Here is an 18,225-nt window from a genome sequence, read left to right on the forward strand (position 1 = left end):
AATGGGTGTGTTAACGGTAGTTAATAAATGTTAACGATGAAGACTTTATCATTGTTCCTGTTTTATGCAAATAAAAACTTCGTAGCATTTTGTAGTTTAAATAAACTTATTCATTACAATGACTTATAATATAGTGTGGTTTTTTGTTAATGTTGGTACTATTTATAGTTAGTTAATGATCAATGATAATTGTTATCAATTGATGCATTTTCTTTTATGGTAATATTGTAATTTAAATTGGTTTTGTTTTTGAATTATGCCAGTGGCATGTTTCGGTTTATAATGATCGCATGGTTTTTTGCATGAGTATTTTATGAGATTAATTCTTGTTATTTTTTTGTTTTTTTCGAGTGTGAGTGTAGCCTCTGATATTGATCTTGAGGCCAATATGAAAAACATGGGGCTTGCTTATAAAAACTCTGTACGCGCTACTGATTTAGCTACCTTTAATGCCGCTATTGATGAGTTTATTGTGTTGTTAGAGACAGCTAAAACAGCTGATTTTAAACAGCATAGAACAGCGTCTCTAGAAGGGCTTGATAAAGTCATAAATCAAGCAAAGCAAGCGAAGCAACTTGCAACGACTCGTGGCCTTGAAGCTGCAAAAGCGCCGCTTAAATCTATTGATGAGTTACGTAAAAAATACCATGAGCTACATGAGCCGCCAGGCTTTTGGGAGTTGTTATTTGGCAACTAAGCTATTGAGTTAGATTTACTTTATTTAAAAAAAAGGTGCCGAGGCACCTTTTTTAACGCTTTTTCTTTTTACCTTGAACTGCTTTAAAACGCGGGTTGTCTTTATTAAAAACATAGACACGACCTTTACGTTTTACGATTTGGCAGCCCGGGCGGTTCTTAGCGCTTTTTAATGAACTTAATACTTTCATGTTCTTTCCTTAAAGCAACTATTTGCTAGCCAAGTTTTTGAAACGACGATTAAACGCTGCAACTCGGCCATCGCTCGCAACGGCTTTTTGTTTACCGGTATAGAACGGGTGCGAATCGCTTGATACGTCAATTGGTACATAAGGATAAGTTTTGCCTTTAAGTTCGATCGTACGTGTAGTTTTGATTGTCGAACCAATAATAAAATAGCTGTCTGCCGCTGTATCATGAAAAGCGACTTGCTGGTAATCAGGGTGGATATTTGGCTTCATAATGCACCTATATGTTATGTGATAATGTATCAATTATAGGGTGGTTGACTATTTAGATCAAGATAAAAATGATTCTTATTTATATCGTGTAGTCTTAAATTTGTACAAGCTGAACAATCAATAAGCAGTTAGATTTAAAAAGCTGGATATTGTCGATAAGGCTGTTATAACTAGGTATGCGTGCTTATTTTTAAGAGGGATATGGAAGTGAATGATAAAACTAGCCGTGAAGAACTAGATCAAAATGTAATGAACACGCTTCGCGATAAAGACCATTCTGTTTTAGCTAATCATGTAGACACCTTGTCGTGTACTCACAACGATATTATTGAATTATTGGCCCAGTATTTAGCGTTAAGTGAACAAGATGATGATGAGCGTTTCGATACCTGGTTTGATAATCTAAGTAAAGAGCAACACACTGTTGTGAAGACTTTTGAAGTGTATCGAGGTCAGTACGAGCATTTAGATTCTTAATACTTGATCATGTTGTTTTTACATGAAAAAAGCCACCCGAAGGCGGCTTTGCTGATTAGCGCTAACTAATTAATCTAACATGTAAGCTCGCATGGTAATTTGCTCAGCTTGGCTTGAACCATAATCAGAAACAGTCGTACGAATATGGACAAAGTCACCAACGTTTCCAGTATTAGGGATCGTAGCTACCCATTCACCGTCAATGTGTTCAACTTGTGCATCTAACCAGTTTTCGCTTGAGAACTTCGTTGATACAGGGCAATAGATATAAGCAGGCACGTTAGCAATCGTACATTCTTGGCCGTATGCATATTGTAACTGTACATCTGCCAGCGCCACTTCACCTACACCGTCTAGTAAACCCGTTAACTTAACTTGAGCGGCTTCACCTGCTTTCATGCTGTTGTTAATATCAACCGGTAAATCAACCATAGGCACTAAAATTGGCTGAACACCTTGTTGCTGCTCGTCAGCGGTAAATGTATAGAAACCTTGGTAAAGAGAACCTAGCTTATCATTTATTGGAGAGCGCTCACCAACACCACGGGCATAAGAACGCATTTCTAAGGTAATTTGATGAGAGCCCGGCCCAAGTGTTAACGTACCTTGATACGGAGATGCTGGCTCACCATTTACTTTTAAACCAAAGGCTGAGCTACCCATAAAGCCAAAAATACCATCATGGTTTGCGGCATCGCCAAACGAAGCAAGGTTAAAGTAAAGGACATTGGTATCGCGGCTAATAATCGCCGAGCCACTGCTGCCTAAGCTACCAGCACGTGGACCTTTAAACCAAGTGGTACTTTGCTCAGCACCTTCAGTCATAGCGCGTGGACCATCAAAATAAGCGCCTGCGCTTTGAATTTGATAGTTTGGCATAACGACATTCGTCCATGCATTTTTTGCACTTGCTGTGTAATATTCATCACGCTGATGAGGTAACATAATTAACTGTGAGCTACCTGTTGAGTAGAATTCCCCGGTACTGTTGGTCATTGCCATAACATCAGTCCATGCAGGGCGCTCATCATTTTGCGAGTGATAAGACGCACTTATTTTATGCATTTTATGTTCAGCAATATTGATTTGCCCAGATTGAATTCGGCCATCAACAATATGGTTTATTGAATAAGCATAAGGTGAGCGTTCAGCCGCAATGCCAGACCAGCTAACGATATTATTGCCAGCCTCTATTTCTGCCATTAAGGCTTCACCTTGTTCGGTACTAATACCAATCACGGGGACTTTTGGTGTGCCTGTGATTGCCCCTTTATATCGGCCGCCACGACCAGGGCGATAAAAAATCACGCCACTGGCGCCATGTTTCATCGCGTTACCGACCATGTACGACGTGAGGTAATTAGGGTTAACAATAAGCGCAATTTTTCCGGCTAACTCAAATTGGCTCCAATCAGTGCTGTAGCCAGCATCACCTACAGGTACGACTTCTGAAGAGCCTTCACCATGAAAAGACAGTGCTAAACCTTGTTTGATGTAATCAAGTTCAACGCCGTTTTGCATAGTGACGGTTGTTTCTGGAGCCACTGCGCGGGTGGTGATAAATGAGCGAAAGCGATCGTCATGACCTTGTGACCATGCATACATATCATTTACGTAATCAGGAGCCATTTCGATAGCTGCAAGCTTCGCAACTTCTTGATCGTCAATCGCGTAAGTAAAGCCAAACGAATAACCTTGTGGATCAAGAGGCTGGTCAGCTTTAAAGGTAACAGGCTGAGCGTTACGTGCATCAAAGTTAATCTCTGTTTTGCCATCAATCTTACGATTTAATACAGCCATTTGTGCCGCTGATTCAACTAAACCAGAGCTGGTTTGCGGGTTATCGTAAGTCATAATGTTAGCAATCAACGTATAGTAACCAGCAGGTACATCGATATTGGCTTTACCGCCAGTGAGCCTAACAAGACTGCCCCAATCATCTTCTTCATTAATTAGGTAAAGCTTAGATGGAGAGCCTGCTTGATTACCCCAGCGATCAGTCAGGTTAACAGTTAAATTAATGTGAGGCTGGTCAATCCAAAATGACACTGGTACAGTCACTTGCTGATCTGTATTGCCAACGGTTGTGCCTGTGATACGACCTGTAATTGCACCATAAGCACTGTTATTAAGTGCCACACTTGGGTCAATCCACATAGGAACTTGAGCAACACCTTTGGCTGGGATTGTCACAGATTTAATATCTAATCCTGCTAGAGTTGCTGGCAATTGTGTTTTGCCATCTTCGCCAATTAAGTCTAATTTCAATTTTAATTTAATATTTTCATCAGAGGTGTTTGTTAACGTGATCTGTGTTTCGGTAAATGCACTATTGGCATTATCAAAGTAGCCAAGTTCACGGTTTGCGGGGGCTACAATAGCTTGATTGATGGCGCGGTCGATATTCATGGCACCGGCACCTTGCTCAAGTACGTGAGAATCACCACTAAATACAGATGATGTAAGCACGTCTTTAATTTCTTTTGGCGTAAGGTCTTGGCGAGCTTGCATTACAATTGCAGCACCACCGGCAACATGAGGGGCAGCCATTGATGTACCTGAATACACGCGGTAGGCCGTATCACCTAAGCCACCAGAAGCCGCGGCAACCACAGAGACACCTTGCGAGGCAATATCTGGTTTTGCTGAGTGGCCATCTGGCGATGGACCGCGTGAAGAGAACGACGCCGTATTGCCATCACGATCAATAGCACCCACGGTTAATGCACTTGGCGCGCAGCCCGGTGAGCCAATCGTTTCACGGGTAAAGCTATTGCCCGCAGAGATAACAAATAAAGCTTTATCGCTCAGTGCTTCAACCATCTCAACCAGTGGGCCACTACAGGTTGTTGCCGTACCACCTAACGACATATTTACAATGTCAGCGTGCTCAGAAAGCACCGCCCATTGCATGCCATTTAAAATACCGTAAGTTGATCCTCCTCCTGTATTGCCAAGTACTTTACCGATTATTAAATCGGCAGCAGGCGCCACACCGACCCATTTACCTTCTGACTCATGGCCATTGCCTGCAACGGTTGAGGCTGTATGAGTACCATGACCATTTAAATCATCTACACCGTTGCTTGAGTAAGTAAAGTCTCGTGATGCTATTACTCGCCCTTGTAAATCAGGGTGCTCAATGTCGTATCCTGAATCGAGTACGGCAACTTTAATACCTGCGCCATTATAGTTAATCGCTGACTCACCATATGCGCCGGTAAGCGGGACTGTTGGAGTCAGTGTTTCTGACTGGGTAACCTTGTGAGCATGAACGACAGCATCAAGCCAAAGACCTTCAACGTCAGCTTGTGCAACGAGAGTTTGCCAAGTTTGCGCTGCTTTGTCTTTGCTGATTGAAAATGCGGCGCTGTCGATTAGCTCAATTTCACCGGTTAATGACATACCAGCAAGCGTTGCTGGGACTGCCGGTCCTGCAAGGGTACCGTCGCGGTATTCAACAATGACTGGGAGGGCGTCTGTTGATGCATCATCGTAACCAGATTCATATAACTTATTAATGTTAAATAACTCTAAATCAATCGTATTTGAATCAATTAAGGCTTGAGCATGGTTTGGAACAACATAGGTGTTGTTACCACGTTTAAAGATACTGGTGAATGTATCTGAACCATCGGCATTCACTAATCGAATGCCGCCTAGCTTGCCGTCTTTATTGACAACAGCCGATACTTTGTCCCCAGTGATCAAAGTGAATGTAAGGGCATCCGCTTTACTTTGTTGTGTAACAAATGATTCTTCTGCGGTTGCTGGCTGGGCAATCGATAAGCCGAGCATGGCTAAGTAGGTCGCCTTTAAGCGACCAAGCCTTGGAAAAGGTTTCATTTTTTCATCCTGTATTTTGATGTAATTAGTTTGGAAGAAAGAAGTTATTGCTAGGTGTCAAAATAACAAATATGACAAGAGCAATAACTCGACCAGACCAATCTATCGATCAAGCAGATGAAAACCTACAAAACAAAAGTAGCAAATTGTATTAACCTATTTACAACAAAATAAACACAGTTGTAACTTTGTGCGGTCATTCAGTTTCGCTTCATTTTAAGCGCAAAAATGAGAGGTTATTTTATCGATAGATCGTACTTTGCCACTACGTCATCAATATAACGATGGCGTAAGGTATTTTTACCTTCGTTGCCCGTACCATGGCTTAACGCGCGATTTATTAGTTTTAGTGCCTTATGCAAGCTTTGACGTTCATCCATGTTTAAACCTGTTTTAGTGCGCATTTCAGTAATATCATCAATCAATAGCTTGGCCACATCTAGCTGAACGGCTTCTTCAACTAAGCCATTTTGTGTGAGCACACCGTATTTACTGCATAAAAACTGTTGCCAAACTTGCTGTAAGTGCTCGTCAATTTCACTGCCAAATAATTCTTCATTGATAGCAAAGCCTTGCTCGGCAAGCTTACTAAGTTGATTCGAATATTGCTGAGCAAAATAATTAAACGCTTGGCAGGATGAGGTTATGTCATGTTTGATAATTAATTGCCCCCAACTAGCGGCGCCACGAGGGTAATAGTCTTGATATTCTTCGCATTGATAAATGCCCGAATACGAACTGCATTCTAATTGACTCTGCAAACAGTAACTCGGTTTTGGAAATAAACTACTTTGTTGCCATGCCGATAGCGTTTCCTCATCAATTGAGAGGGTATGGCACAGCTCTTCGGTAGTATAAAAGTAGGTTGCCAAAAATTTAGAAAGTTGCATTATCAAATACTCACAATAAATACTGTTAATTTATACAGTATATGATTTTGGCTTAACTTTGATTTTTTCTCAAGTATTTTTATTTATTGCAGCTCATTACTCGGAAAATGCCTGTGTTTATGATACAACTAGCGCAAATTTTCCAAACATTAAAAGTTATGCGCAACCTAGAAACAATTAAACAAGCAAGTTTGATCACCGCTATAAAAACACCGTATTTAACCAATGGTGACATTGATCTTGCATGTTATGACGACCTTGTTGAGCAGCAAATTGCAGCTGGTGTTGATGGCATCATCGTCGGTGGTACCACAGGTGAAGGCCAATTAATGAATTGGGAAGAACACTTAATGCTAATTGCACACAGTGTTAGCAAATTCTCTGATCGTTTATTAATTGTTGGTAATACAGGTAGCAACAACACGCGTGAAGCGATTAAAGCAACCCAGTATGGTTTTGCCACCGGTATGGATGCCGCGCTACAAATCAACCCTTATTACGGGCGCACGTCACTGGCGGGTGTGAAAGAGCACTTTAACCGTTTACTTGATATTGGTCCTGCGTTTATCTACAACGTAGCAGGGCGTACAGGCCAAGATTTAACACCAGATATCATTGAGCCACTCGCTAAGCACGAAAACTTTATCGGTGTAAAAGAGTGCGGTGGCAATGAGCGTATTGCTCATTATGAACAGCAAGGTATTGCTTGTTGGTCTGGTAATGACGATGAAGCACATGATGCACGGCACATTCATAATGCTCACGGTGTTATTTCGGTTACATCTAACATTATTCCAGGCTTATTCCGTCAGTTAATGGATGAGCAAAATGATGCACTTAATGCAAAACTGCAGCCACTTATGGGCTGGCTATTCTGCGAACCTAACCCAATCGCGATTAATACGGCGCTGATGATGACAGGCGCGGTAAATCCTGTGTTCCGTCTTCCTTATGTGCCACTAACAAGTGCTCAGCAAGAAATCGGTTTAGGTTACATTAACGAACTTGATGTTGCTGATATAGTAGGCGAAAAAGCTCAACTTTTAGACGAAAAAGACGTTATTTTACGATAAAGATGAATGGGTGCTTAATTTCACTACAATTAAGCACCATTATTTTACTTTTTTATGCCTTATGGGTAAAATTAGCAATCGTTTGGCGCTAAAAGAATAATATTTGTGAAATTTGTTGTTAATAATTTGTGTGTATGGGTTGCGCCCGAGCAACAAATTGCAGAATTAAGCCATCTTGATCACCCTGACCTTGATTTAAGCTGGGTTGCACCAATGCAGCGCCGCCGTCTAAGCCCGTTTATGAAAATGGCACTTCATACTATGCATCAAGCGCAAGGTGAGCATCAGCAGTTAGCCGTTAATTTTTCATCTCGTCATGGCGACTTACCTAAAACAGCGCAACTATTGCATTCACTTGTTGAACAAGAACCGCTTTCTCCGACCGCATTTGGTTTGAGTGTACATAATGCTGCAACAGGCTTGTTCTCGATTATTGCAAAAAACAAAGCCCCGATGAATGCCATAGCAGGTGGTCAAGACAGCATTATTTCAGCCATGATTGATGGTTTTGCACGTGTCCAGAGTGGTGTTGAGCAGCAAATTTTGGTTGCCCATGCCGAAAGTGTATTACCTGATGAATACTTACCATTTAGCGATGAGCAACAAATTGCTCATAGTGTGTCGTTCATATTATCCAAAGTTCAGGTAGACAAACCGTATTTTGAATTAACACAACTTCCTGAATCTGAACACTCTCAAAGTGACTCGTGTTTACCCTTGAGTCTACAGTTAGCAGCTGCTTTAGCAAGCAAAGGATCACAATCGCTGCTGACACATCAACAATCAGCTTGGATGCTACAGTACCATGGTGGCTAATTTATATAAAAAGCTGAACAAAATTTGGCGTGTATTAGCAACTGGTTTTTGCTTTGCTGTTTTTGGGTTTGGCGGTATTTTACTTACCTTGTTGATTTTACCTATTCAACGATTTTTGGAACCTTGTGAATTTAAACGTAAGCAGAAAGCCCGTTTAACTGTTCACTATAGTTTTAAATTCTTTGTTGCTTTAATGCATTACACCGGTGCTATCCATTTTTCTGTGCAAGATAAACAGAAATTTCATGATCTTAAGGGGCAGCTAGTGCTTGCCAATCACCCCTCATTAATTGATGTTGTAGTGCTGATATCTGTGATTAAAAATGCTGACTGCGTGGTCAAAGCACACCTATTTAAAAATCCATTTATGCGCGGTGTAATTAAAGGCACAGGTTATATTAGTAATGAAGATCCGCAAGAGTTACTGAATGAATGTGAAGCGTCACTCGCTGCTGGAAATAACCTGATTATCTTTCCTGAAGGCACCCGCACAACCCCAGGTGAACAGTTAAAATTTAAGCGTGGTGCGGCAAATATTGCTGCGCGTTGTAAAGCCCCTATAACCTCAGTGCTGATTAGTATGAAACCCAGCACTTTGACCAAAGGCACACCATGGTATTGCGTTGCCGCAACAAAAGCGCATTTTGAGATGCGCTTTGCCACTGATCCATTTACGTTTAACGACACATTTAATAATGAACAACCCGCCATGCAAGCACGACAATTAACCCGTGATTTGCAACATTACTTTTCAGAGGAACTCAGGCACCTATGACTGAACTAAAGAACAAAATAAAACAATTAATCATTAGCAGCTTAGATCTTGAAGATATTACCGTGGATGATATTGAAAATGACCAACCTTTGTTTGTTGATGGTTTAGGCCTAGATAGCATCGATGCGTTAGAGCTTGGCTTAGCCATTAAAAAAGAGTTTAACGTTAAAATTGACGCAAACTCAGAACAAACAAAAGCCCATTTTGCATCAGTAGATGCACTGGCAGAATTTATTAACCAACACCAATCATAATACAGACTTAGAAGTAGGAATAAGCATGAAAACCGCTGCTGACATTTACAACGTTTTACAGGGCATTTTAGTAGATGAATTTGAGATTGATGCTGATGATATCAGCCTAGATGCGCACCTGTATCAAGACCTAGATCTTGATAGCATTGATGCTGTTGATTTAGTTGTAAAACTACGCGAAATCACTGGCAAGAAAATTGAGCCAGATGCATTTAAACAAGTGCGTACTGTGCAAGATGTTGTAAATGAAGTAGAAAAACTCGTTTCATAAACATTACTATGCTCAAAGCGATAACCACAACACTGCTTTTAGTGTGCTTATCTTTATACCCATTTATTGTGTATTTTGGATTACAGCATATCTCAATAAGGCAAGTGAGCTTGGTACTAATGGTATTGTTAGGTTTAAGGCTTTTGCTGAGCAAAAAGCTGCTCACATCTATGCCATGGATAAAGCCGGCCTCAATATTAGCTATTATCGCTTTAGCAACCACGCAGTTTTTTAACAATGATCTGGGCCTAAAACTGTACCCGGTCATTATAAATACAGTAATGGCCATAACCTTTGCTTATTCACTGAAAAGTGGCCCAACAGTCATTGAGAGTTTTGCTCGAATTAAAGAGCCTGAGCTTGATGAGAAAGGGGTTAATTACACGCGCCAAGTTACTAAAGTATGGTGCGCTTTTTTTATTATTAATGGCAGTATTGCGTTATACACTAGCCTATTTACTTCGTTACAGACATGGACTCTGTATAACGGACTAATAGCCTATATTTTAATAGCTCTCTTGGGCCTTGTGGAATGGCTTGTAAGACAAAAGGTTAAAAATAATGGTATCGAGTAACCTGAAATTTCACCCAGATGCTGCATTTGTTATTGCAGGGCAGCCAATAACACACACACAGTTTTTTGCTGATATTGCCGCTTATCAAAGTAAGCTTACGGCGCTTAAAGCTGGCAGTCATGTGGTGTTATTCCACCCCGATACCTACCAATTTGCAGTGCGCTTATTTGCCTTAGCCTGTAGTGGTCATAATGTTATTCTTCCGCCTAATGGTCAGCACGAAACCTTAAGTTTATTGCTTGCTCAGTCTGCTTTTTTTGCAGGCGATGCGACCAATATCGATGATGATGTGCTATTTACCAACCTTGAACTCAGTCTGGGTCACACGCCTTTGCAAACTAACCGTTTACAATGGCCAACAAACACAGCAGTTATATTTTATACGTCAGGCTCATCAGGACAATCTAAACCAATAGTAAAACCGTGGCGGGTACTAAATCGAGAGCTTGCAGTACTTTCAATGTCATTTGACTTACCCAGCCAATTTACGTTTTTAGCAACTGTTTCGCATCAGCATATTTACGGTTTATTGTTTCGCTTACTTTGGCCGTTGGCGAAAGGCCATATAATTGATAGTGAACAAATTCAGTACCCTGAGCATATTGCGCAAAGGCTAAAAAATATTCGTTATGCAGCGCTCGTTTCAAGCCCTGCGCAACTTGGTCGTTTATGTGCTGATAATGTGTTAATTCCTGAACGTGACAAAATTAAATGGTTATTTTCTTCTGGCGGACCGCTCAATAATGAGCATGCCGAAACTTTATTTAACCAGTTAGCTCGCCCTGCTACCCAAGTATTTGGTAGTACCGAAACTGGCGGTATTGCTTATCGACAAGTTACACAAGCCGCGGTTGATGTACCATGGCAGCCGTTTAATGGTAATTTTTTATCGCTGAATCATGAAGGACGCTTGATGCTAGACTCTGCGATTTTAGAGCAATCGAATTTTCCTTTAGATGATAGAGCACTCGTTCATAAAAATGGTCAATTTAAACTGTTGGGCCGTATAGACAGAACGATAAAAATTGAAGAAAAACGTTTAAATCTAGATGAGCTTGAGAGTTATCTGCAAAGCCATGACTGGGTAAAAGAAGTTAAAGTGGTGGTTATTCCAGCTAAGCGCGTGCGCATTGGTGCGGTGGTTGTGCTCAGTGATGAAGCTAATAAAGAGCTTGAACAGCAGGGTAAATTGGCAATTAACCGCACATTACAAGCGCACCTCTCAAACCGCTTTGAACGTATTTGCTTACCGCGTAAATGGCGCTATATCGATGCACTTCCTTTTAACAGCCAAGCTAAATTAAGTTTAAAAACATTGGAGCAGTATTTTGCCAAGTCTGAATAACGTGACCCCAGAGGTGGCCGTTTTATCACAAACAGAAACTAGCGTGAGTTTAGCGTTAACCATTGCGGCTGATTTAGATTATTTTCGGGGCCACTTTCCAGATGCACCAATTTTAGCAGGCGTAGTACAGCTGGATTGGGCAGTAAAATATGCTCAGCAATATTTGGGTTTTGGCAAACTAGTACAAGATTTAGAAGTGTTAAAGTTTCAGGTGGTAACAACCCCCGATATGACGGTAAACCTAACTCTTGAGCGCAATGCAAAAGGCAAGTGCCTGTTTAGCTATCACTCAGACAAAGGCCAACATGCATCCGGTCGAATAGTATTTTGTGATTAAGCCATGAACCAGTTTTGTATTGTTATTCCTAATTACAATCACACCCATGCTATTGCTGCTGTACTCGATGAGCTAAAAGAGCTACAGCTGCCGATAATCATGGTTGATGATGGCAGTGACGCTGATGCCAAGCAAGTATTTGCAAAACTTAACGCTAAGTACGATTTTTTGACCTTGATAAGCCATGCTCAAAATCAAGGTAAGGGTGGCGCAGTTCAAACTGGCTTGATGGCTGCCTATCAGCAAGGGTTTAGCCATGCCATTCAGGTTGATGCTGACGGCCAGCATTCGTTAGCAGATATTAGTAAGTTGATTGAACTAAGTAATGCATCACCTAACAAGGTGATCAGTGGCTGCCCAATTTATGACAGCTCCGTGCCTAAGCACCGTTATTTAAGTCGTTATATCACCCATTTTTGGGTTTGGGTAGAAACGCTCAGCTTTGATATTGTTGATTCAATGTGTGGTTTTCGGGTTTACCCCTTAGCAGCCGTTGAGCAATTAATGGCTAAGCAAACGCTTGGCAAGCGCATGGACTTTGATATTGAAATTTTAGTCAGGCTTTATTGGCAAGGTGTTAAAGTCACGTTTTTGCCAACCCAGGTTATTTACCCTGAAAATGGCGTATCTCATTTTCGAGCCTTACACGATAACGTGGGAATTTCGTGGCTGCACACGCGCTTATTCTTTGGCATGTTGCTACGCTCACCTAAGCTACTTTGGCGTAAGGTGACAGGCTAATGGCTGTAAAGCACTGGTCAAAAATGCAAGAACGTGGCAATCGCTTTGGCATGCAAATATTGCTCGTGTGCTATCGCGTATTTGGTCGAAAAGGCTTGTGGTTGGTGTTGTTTCCGGTGGTATTTTATTTGTTTTTAACTGGCAAAACTGCCCGCCAAGCGTCACATGCATTCTTATCCCAAGCGCGTAAAGTGAATGGCAATAGCAAAGCAGTCACTTGGCGCGATAGCTTCCGTCATTTTCGCTGCTTTGCTGACAGCGCCTTTGACAAAATAGATGCATGGCTTGGACGAATTCAGCAACATAATATTCTTTACACCAACGAAGCGTTGTTTAAACAACTCGATGAGCAACAGCAAGGGGCTATTTTTATCGGCTCACACCTTGGTAACTTAGAGGTATGTAGAGCTCTTAGCCAACATCGAAACAGTAAAACAATTAATGTGTTGGTGTTTACTCATCATGCCGTTGAGTTTAATAAATTACTAAAAAGTATTAATCCGGATGTTGCGGTAAACCTCATTCAAGTAACCGATCTTGGCCCTGATATGGCAATTATGCTCAAAGAAAAAGTCGAGCAGGGTGAAATTGTGGTGATTGTCGGTGATAGAACCAGTACCACCACCGCAGGAAGAGTTATCGAAGCTGACTTTTTAGGTAAGCCAGCCCCTTTTTCACAAGGGCCATTCATTTTAGCTGCGCTGTTAGATTGCCCGGTGTTTCATCTGTTTTGTTTAAAAGATAAAAAGCCCAATGGCGAAACATTTTACCGCGTGATTTTTGAAAAATACGCCGACAAGCTCGTTTTACCGCGTAAAACGAGGCAACAAACATTACAACAAATTGTTAGCGATTATGCGCAAAGGCTCAGTTTTTATGCTGCGGCCTATCCGTATCAATGGTTTAATTTTTATGATTTTTGGCAAAATGACGAGCAAGTGTCTCGTAGTCAAAACAAGGAGAACTAAGGTGTCAGAGCACTCGACTACCGTATTTGGCCAACAGCGGTTATCAATCGAAGATATTGTTCATATTGCATTAGAGCAAGGTGCTGTAGCGTTAACATCAGACCGTCAATTTGCGAATAAAATAGACAGCGCCGTCGCGTTTTTAGATAAGTTGCTTGAAGACGATGGCGTGATATATGGCGTAACCACAGGTTATGGCGACTCGGTAACCGTAAAAGTGCCGCTTGATTTAGTTAATGAGTTACCACTGCATCTTACTCGATTTCATGGTTGTGGCCTTGGTGATGTGTTTAATCAAGTCCAAGGGCGCGCTATTTTAGCGACCCGTTTAACTTCGCTTTCACAAGGTTATTCCGGCGTTAGCTGGGAGATGTTGAATTTATTACGTGACTTTTTAAATCACAATATAGTACCGGTGATCCCGCAAGAAGGGTCAGTGGGAGCCAGTGGTGATTTAACGCCACTTTCATATGTAGCCGGTGCTATGGTTGGCGAGCGTGATGTGTATTACAAAGGCGAAATTAAAAACAGTCTAGAGGTGATGCAAGAACTTGGTTTAAAGCCATTAAAGCTGCGCCCGAAAGAAGGGCTAGCAGTTATGAATGGCACGGCCGTAATGACAGCTTTGGCATGCCTTGCTTATGATAGAGCAGATTATCTAGCTAAATTAACCAGCCGTATAACAGCCCTTGCAAGCCTGGCATTAAAGGGTAACAGTCATCACTTTGATGATATTTTGTTTTCGGTGAAGCCACATCCAGGGCAACAGCAAGTAGCTGCATGGATCCGTAGAGACTTAAACCACGTAGAACACCCGCGTAATGCTGACCGCTTACAAGATAGGTATTCAATTCGTTGTGCTCCACATGTTATTGGTGTGCTGCAAGATAGTTTGCCGTGGTTTAGGCAAATGATTGAAAATGAACTAAATTCGGCAAATGATAATCCAATCATCGATGGTGAAGGTGAGCACGTATTGCATGGTGGTCACTTCTATGGCGGTCATATTGCAATGGTAATGGATAGCATGAAAACTGCTGTTGCTAATTTAGCCGACTTAGCCGATAGACAAATCGCATCTTTAGTTGATACGCGCTATAACAATGGTTTGCCTTCTAACCTATCGGCGAGTAATGATGAGCGTCGCTACATTAACCATGGTTTTAAAGCGGTCCAAATTGGTGCCAGTGCATACACGGCTGAAGCATTAAAACTAACCATGCCTGCAAGTGTATTTTCTCGTTCAACCGAGTGTCACAACCAAGATAAAGTCAGCATGGGAACCATCGCTGCGCGAGATTGTTTGCGTATATTGCAACTTACCGAGCAAGTGGTTGCTTGTACCTTGCTTGCGAGTATTCAAGGTTTGCGTTTACGTATTAATAGTGGCGAGCTTGAGTTTGCTAGTTTAACCCCTGATGTACAAAGTATGTATCAAGACATTAGCGAGTTTTTCCCGCTGCTTGATGAAGACCGTCCTCTAGAGGCTGTTCTTCGCTTTACGGTTGACGCTATTCAAACAAAACGTTGGAGTTTATATGCATAGTCGTGGCTCGTTGCTGAGCACTCATGTTGAGATTGAAATTCCTTTTCATGATTGCGATCCAATGAATGTGGTATGGCATGGTAATTACCCGCGCTATTTAGAAGTCGCGCGCTGTGAATTACTGCGTTTGTTTGATTATGATTATGTGCAAATGCAAGAGTCTGGCTATGCATGGCCGATTATTGACATGCATATTAAGTACGTCGGCTCTGCATTGTTTACACAAAAAATCCGCGTTGATGCCTACTTAAAAGAATATGAAACACGATTACGTATTGATTACGTAATCACTGATTGCGCTACAGGTAAAAAGTTAACCAAAGCAACGACTATCCAAGTTGCGGTTGATATAGAGAAAAAAGAAATGCAGTTTGTTTCGCCGCCTGTGCTACAAGAAAAACTTCAAAAGGTGATTTAATGCGATTAAGCGTGTTGTTACTGAGTGTGCTAGTTTTTTTTCCTGTGTTTGCATCAAGCGCAGTGACAGAGCATGGCACATTTAGCCAAGAGAAGCATTTTAAAGGATTTAGTAAACCTTTTATATCAACAGGTTCGTTTGAACTTGCTGAAGATAGCCTCACTTGGCAGGTTGAATCTCCGGTTAAAAGCACGCTATTAATCAAGCAAGGGCAAGTATATACCCTGAATGACCAAGATAAGCCACAGCTACAAAAAGGTGCAGAGCCTTACGTTAATTTACTGCAAGCGATTTTAAAGCATGATGAAGTAGCACTTACTGAGCAATTTACAATGACAGATCATGCAGAGCCCGGTTGTCAGACTTTATTGCCTAAAGATGGCTTGCTAAAGCAGCTATTTAGTCAGTTCGAATTATGTGTAGCAGCAGAGCAAGTGAGCCGTGTGCGTCTGCAAGAAGCAAATGGTAACTTTACTGTGTTACGCTTTGCTTATCCGCAAAATGAGCAAAAACAGTGAAAGCATGGGGCCTAACGCTCGCTTGGCTGAGCCTATTAGTTAGCGCCTTAGTGGTTGTTTTTATTCTAAAACAGCCTACGTTGAATAATGATATTTTGGCTTTGTTGCCAAAGTCAGAACCGCGTTTACAGCAAGTTGAAGAACACTTTTTTGCGGCTAATAAACAGCAATTAAGCTTTTCTTTTCGTGGTGAGAATGCAGTAAAAGCTTATGATGATTTACATCAGTGGCTGGCGAGTAAACACATTGAGGCTCGTTTTAAGTTACCCGAAATCTCCCAGTTGGCAGCATTTTACGGTCAGTACGCTGGGCATTTAGTTTCAGAGGAATATAAACAAGCAATTGGCGATGCTAATCGCTTTCAACAGTATTACTTTAATCAGTTGAGTAAAGTCGCTGATCCTTTTGTTTCAAGTACTATCAACCAAGACCCAACACTTGCCACTGCGGGGTTTTTATCTGAGGCTATGGCACACATGCAGCAATTTGAGCTGCAAGATGGCCGAATTAACATTAACTATCAAGGTGATGAGTATTTAATGTTATTCGTGCAAAGTGCTGACAATGCCTTTTCAATAAATCAATCAATAGCGTTGAGCAATGAGATAGTTGCCTATATCGCTGAGCTTGAAAGCCGCTATCCCGATACACAAATTCGCTATGCTGGAGCTTTATTTCACACCGCAGCAAATGCGCAGCAAGCCAAATTTGAAATGACCTTGTTTGGTTCGGTGAGCTTGCTGGCGCTTATTGTGATGGTGGTCTGGGTGTTCCGCTCGATAAATGCATTGTGGTTGGCCTCTGTAACCGTTATAAGCGCCGCTATTGGCGGCACCATTGCGCTGATCAGTATTTTTAGTCAGGTGCATGTATTAACCATGGTGTTTGCCGTGACGCTGATTGGTATTGCCATTGATTATGCATTTCATGGCATGCTTGATTTAACCGAGCAGCCGCAAGGTTTTAGTCAAGGGCTTAAGCTGGCACTGTTGTTGTCGTTACTAACCACCACACTCGGTTACGCGAGTTTGTTTTTCTCACCGGTGCAGTTACTCAGTCAAGTTGGCGTGTTCGTTGTTGCAGGGCTAGTTACAGCTTGGCTTTGCACCCGTATTTTATTGCCTTATTGGCAAGTGGGTTTAACCATTAACACTGTTGCGCATCAGTTAGCAAACAGGTTAAGTGGTTATTTAGAACGATTAACGCATTATCGCGTCTCACTCAGCATGCTGATGCTAGTGTTTCTGAGTGCTTTTGCCTTACTAAAACCCCCTGTGATTAATGATGATGTAAAGCTGTTAAATGCAAGTCCTGCTGATTTAATGCAAAACGAAGCTTTGCATATGTCTTTATTAGGTAAAGATAATGGCCAAATCATGATTTTATTTGCCGATAATGCGCAGCAGTTATTAGTACAACAAGAAGCATTAAAAGCAACTATTCTCGGCCTTAATGGCAGTGCAGTGATGCTTAGTGACTTAGTGCCTAGTAAACAATTACAACAGCAAAACTACGAGCAACTGCATTCAGCCCAACAAGCGATGAGTGTAGTTAGCCAAATGACAGGGACGCCCGTTGAGCTCTCAACATCAATGCTTGATTTAGACGCGGCACTTAATTCACCGTTAGCGCCGTTAATCGCTAACCAAGTGATCTCAAACAATACATTGACCGCAAGCTGGTTTATGGTAACGGGTGTAAATAAATCCGAGCTGATGGATTTAGCCAACGCTTACCCAGATTTAATTGTTTACGATAAAGTCGCGATGATAAGCGAAGGTTTAAGTCATTACTCAAATTCGTTACTGGTGACACTGGCCATTGCGATGACCTTTGCGTTACTACTCTTTAGCGTTAAATTTGGTTTTAAAACGGCGTGTAAACAAACGTTAGTACTTGTACTAATTACCGCTGCTGTACTGCTACTATGCAGTGCGCTGCAATCTCAGCTATCGATTTTTAATTTGTTAGGCTGTTTATTGATATTAGCGTTGGCAATCGATTACTTGGTGTTTTATCAAGTCAATAATTTAAGCCCGAGCAATGTACTCGCAATTAGTTTGTCAGCGGCATCATCGATGTGGGTATTTGGCATGTTGGCCGTTTCGAAAACGCCGGCCATTTTCAGTTTCGGATTAACGGTATTAGTGGGGCTAATATGTATCTATATCTTTGCGCCGCTCAGTATTGAATTACCTAAAAATAAGGAAAAATAATA

20 protein-coding genes are annotated in these 18,225 nt (G+C 41.5%); 16 read left to right on the forward strand and 4 right to left on the reverse strand.

Annotated features, from left to right (window positions below; genetic code table 11):
* Positions 1 to 313 precede the first annotated feature (313 nt).
* Complete coding sequence (locus tag ISP07_RS15185) at positions 314 to 697, forward strand: cytochrome b562 (RefSeq protein WP_209328104.1); 384 nt, start codon at positions 314 to 316, stop codon at positions 695 to 697.
* A gap of 52 nt (positions 698 to 749) precedes the next feature.
* Here ISP07_RS15185 and ykgO read toward each other — a convergent pair whose 3' ends face one another.
* On the reverse strand, positions 750 to 887 hold the full coding sequence (ykgO, locus tag ISP07_RS15190; protein ID WP_209328105.1) for a type B 50S ribosomal protein L36: 138 nt from the start codon (positions 885 to 887) through the stop codon (positions 750 to 752).
* An 18-nt stretch (positions 888 to 905) separates the two neighbouring features.
* Complete coding sequence (locus tag ISP07_RS15195; protein WP_054554560.1) at positions 906 to 1,157, reverse strand: type B 50S ribosomal protein L31; 252 nt, start codon at positions 1,155 to 1,157, stop codon at positions 906 to 908.
* Between the two features lie 249 nt (positions 1,158 to 1,406).
* On the opposite strand from ISP07_RS15195, the gene ISP07_RS15200 reads away from it, so the two are divergent.
* On the forward strand, positions 1,407 to 1,634 hold the full coding sequence (locus ISP07_RS15200) for a hypothetical protein (RefSeq protein ID WP_220095044.1): 228 nt from the start codon (positions 1,407 to 1,409) through the stop codon (positions 1,632 to 1,634).
* A gap of 69 nt (positions 1,635 to 1,703) precedes the next feature.
* On the opposite strand, the gene ISP07_RS15205 is transcribed toward ISP07_RS15200, so the two are convergent.
* On the reverse strand, positions 1,704 to 5,480 hold the full coding sequence (locus ISP07_RS15205; protein ID WP_209328106.1) for a S8 family serine peptidase: 3,777 nt from the start codon (positions 5,478 to 5,480) through the stop codon (positions 1,704 to 1,706).
* Positions 5,481 to 5,716: 236 nt separating this feature from the next.
* Positions 5,717 to 6,370: a DUF6058 family natural product biosynthesis protein gene (locus ISP07_RS15210; RefSeq protein WP_054554558.1), complete on the reverse strand. Its 654-nt coding sequence runs from the start codon at positions 6,368 to 6,370 to the stop codon at positions 5,717 to 5,719.
* A 158-nt stretch (positions 6,371 to 6,528) separates the two neighbouring features.
* Here ISP07_RS15210 and dapA point away from each other — a divergent pair, with 158 nt between their 5' ends.
* The 14 genes from dapA (at position 6,529) to ISP07_RS15280 (ending at position 18,223) form a co-directional block, all read left to right on the forward strand.
* Positions 6,529 to 7,443, forward strand: a complete 915-nt coding sequence (gene dapA, locus ISP07_RS15215; RefSeq protein ID WP_187490015.1) for a 4-hydroxy-tetrahydrodipicolinate synthase — start codon at positions 6,529 to 6,531, stop codon at positions 7,441 to 7,443.
* A gap of 105 nt (positions 7,444 to 7,548) precedes the next feature.
* The gene (locus tag ISP07_RS15220) at positions 7,549 to 8,259 is read left to right on the forward strand and encodes a beta-ketoacyl synthase chain length factor (RefSeq protein WP_194441355.1); all 711 of its coding nucleotides are present in this window, start codon (positions 7,549 to 7,551) and stop codon (positions 8,257 to 8,259) included.
* The gene (locus tag ISP07_RS15225; protein ID WP_209328107.1) at positions 8,249 to 9,034 is read left to right on the forward strand and encodes a lysophospholipid acyltransferase family protein; all 786 of its coding nucleotides are present in this window, start codon (positions 8,249 to 8,251) and stop codon (positions 9,032 to 9,034) included. Before ISP07_RS15220 ends, ISP07_RS15225 begins: the two co-directional genes overlap by 11 nt.
* Positions 9,031 to 9,288, forward strand: a complete 258-nt coding sequence (locus ISP07_RS15230; RefSeq protein WP_054554555.1) for a phosphopantetheine-binding protein — start codon at positions 9,031 to 9,033, stop codon at positions 9,286 to 9,288. Before ISP07_RS15225 ends, ISP07_RS15230 begins: the two co-directional genes overlap by 4 nt.
* 25 nt (positions 9,289 to 9,313) lie before the next feature.
* Positions 9,314 to 9,559 carry an acyl carrier protein gene (locus ISP07_RS15235; RefSeq protein ID WP_054554554.1) on the forward strand — a complete coding sequence of 82 codons (246 nt, stop codon included), beginning with the start codon at positions 9,314 to 9,316 and terminating at the stop codon, positions 9,557 to 9,559.
* A gap of 119 nt (positions 9,560 to 9,678) precedes the next feature.
* Positions 9,679 to 10,134, forward strand: coding sequence for a hypothetical protein (locus ISP07_RS15240; protein WP_228290638.1), 456 nt, complete (start codon positions 9,679 to 9,681; stop codon positions 10,132 to 10,134).
* On the forward strand, positions 10,121 to 11,479 hold the full coding sequence (locus ISP07_RS15245; RefSeq protein WP_209328109.1) for an AMP-binding protein: 1,359 nt from the start codon (positions 10,121 to 10,123) through the stop codon (positions 11,477 to 11,479). The genes ISP07_RS15240 and ISP07_RS15245 overlap by 14 nt, the downstream gene beginning before the upstream one ends.
* Positions 11,463 to 11,816 carry a thioester dehydrase gene (locus ISP07_RS15250; RefSeq protein WP_119853021.1) on the forward strand — a complete coding sequence of 118 codons (354 nt, stop codon included), beginning with the start codon at positions 11,463 to 11,465 and terminating at the stop codon, positions 11,814 to 11,816. The genes ISP07_RS15245 and ISP07_RS15250 overlap by 17 nt, the downstream gene beginning before the upstream one ends.
* Before the next feature lie 3 nt (positions 11,817 to 11,819).
* On the forward strand, positions 11,820 to 12,557 hold the full coding sequence (locus ISP07_RS15255) for a glycosyltransferase family 2 protein (protein ID WP_209328110.1): 738 nt from the start codon (positions 11,820 to 11,822) through the stop codon (positions 12,555 to 12,557).
* Entirely contained in the window at positions 12,557 to 13,525 is a 969-nt protein-coding gene (locus tag ISP07_RS15260; RefSeq protein WP_209328111.1) for an acyltransferase, read from the forward strand. Before ISP07_RS15255 ends, ISP07_RS15260 begins: the two co-directional genes overlap by 1 nt.
* Before the next feature lies 1 nt (position 13,526).
* Positions 13,527 to 15,071 (forward strand): HAL/PAL/TAL family ammonia-lyase, encoded by a 1,545-nt coding sequence (locus ISP07_RS15265; protein ID WP_209328112.1) that lies wholly within the window; start codon positions 13,527 to 13,529, stop codon positions 15,069 to 15,071.
* Entirely contained in the window at positions 15,064 to 15,489 is a 426-nt protein-coding gene (locus ISP07_RS15270; RefSeq protein WP_138616499.1) for an acyl-CoA thioesterase, read from the forward strand. The genes ISP07_RS15265 and ISP07_RS15270 overlap by 8 nt, the downstream gene beginning before the upstream one ends.
* A complete protein-coding gene (locus ISP07_RS15275; RefSeq protein WP_209328113.1) occupies positions 15,489 to 16,007 on the forward strand; it encodes an outer membrane lipoprotein carrier protein LolA in 519 nt (172 codons plus the stop codon). Before ISP07_RS15270 ends, ISP07_RS15275 begins: the two co-directional genes overlap by 1 nt.
* Positions 16,004 to 18,223, forward strand: coding sequence for an MMPL family transporter (locus ISP07_RS15280; RefSeq protein ID WP_209328114.1), 2,220 nt, complete (start codon positions 16,004 to 16,006; stop codon positions 18,221 to 18,223). The genes ISP07_RS15275 and ISP07_RS15280 overlap by 4 nt, the downstream gene beginning before the upstream one ends.
* Positions 18,224 to 18,225: the final 2 nt, after the last annotated feature.

Origin of the sequence: Pseudoalteromonas sp. PA2MD11 (genome assembly GCF_017808125.1) — a bacterium.
Classification (GTDB): domain Bacteria; phylum Pseudomonadota; class Gammaproteobacteria; order Enterobacterales; family Alteromonadaceae; genus Pseudoalteromonas; species Pseudoalteromonas simplex.

Coding starts and splice junctions, on each gene's coding strand:
- ISP07_RS15200 (WP_220095044.1), top strand. CDS start 1,407: ATGAACACGCTTCGCGATAAAGACCATTCTGTTTTAGCTAATCATGTA.
- ykgO (WP_209328105.1), bottom strand. CDS start 887: ATGAAAGTATTAAGTTCATTAAAAAGCGCTAAGAACCGCCCGGGCTGC.
- ISP07_RS15260 (WP_209328111.1), top strand. CDS start 12,557: ATGGCTGTAAAGCACTGGTCAAAAATGCAAGAACGTGGCAATCGCTTT.
- ISP07_RS15255 (WP_209328110.1), top strand. CDS start 11,820: ATGAACCAGTTTTGTATTGTTATTCCTAATTACAATCACACCCATGCT.
- ISP07_RS15195 (WP_054554560.1), bottom strand. CDS start 1,157: ATGAAGCCAAATATCCACCCTGATTACCAGCAAGTCGCTTTTCATGAT.
- ISP07_RS15245 (WP_209328109.1), top strand. CDS start 10,121: ATGGTATCGAGTAACCTGAAATTTCACCCAGATGCTGCATTTGTTATT.
- ISP07_RS15210 (WP_054554558.1), bottom strand. CDS start 6,370: ATGCAACTTTCTAAATTTTTGGCAACCTACTTTTATACTACCGAAGAG.
- ISP07_RS15275 (WP_209328113.1), top strand. CDS start 15,489: ATGCGATTAAGCGTGTTGTTACTGAGTGTGCTAGTTTTTTTTCCTGTG.
- ISP07_RS15240 (WP_228290638.1), top strand. CDS start 9,679: ATGGTATTGTTAGGTTTAAGGCTTTTGCTGAGCAAAAAGCTGCTCACA.
- dapA (WP_187490015.1), top strand. CDS start 6,529: ATGCGCAACCTAGAAACAATTAAACAAGCAAGTTTGATCACCGCTATA.
- ISP07_RS15230 (WP_054554555.1), top strand. CDS start 9,031: ATGACTGAACTAAAGAACAAAATAAAACAATTAATCATTAGCAGCTTA.
- ISP07_RS15185 (WP_209328104.1), top strand. CDS start 314: ATGAGATTAATTCTTGTTATTTTTTTGTTTTTTTCGAGTGTGAGTGTA.
- ISP07_RS15235 (WP_054554554.1), top strand. CDS start 9,314: ATGAAAACCGCTGCTGACATTTACAACGTTTTACAGGGCATTTTAGTA.
- ISP07_RS15225 (WP_209328107.1), top strand. CDS start 8,249: ATGGTGGCTAATTTATATAAAAAGCTGAACAAAATTTGGCGTGTATTA.
- ISP07_RS15205 (WP_209328106.1), bottom strand. CDS start 5,480: ATGAAACCTTTTCCAAGGCTTGGTCGCTTAAAGGCGACCTACTTAGCC.
- ISP07_RS15270 (WP_138616499.1), top strand. CDS start 15,064: ATGCATAGTCGTGGCTCGTTGCTGAGCACTCATGTTGAGATTGAAATT.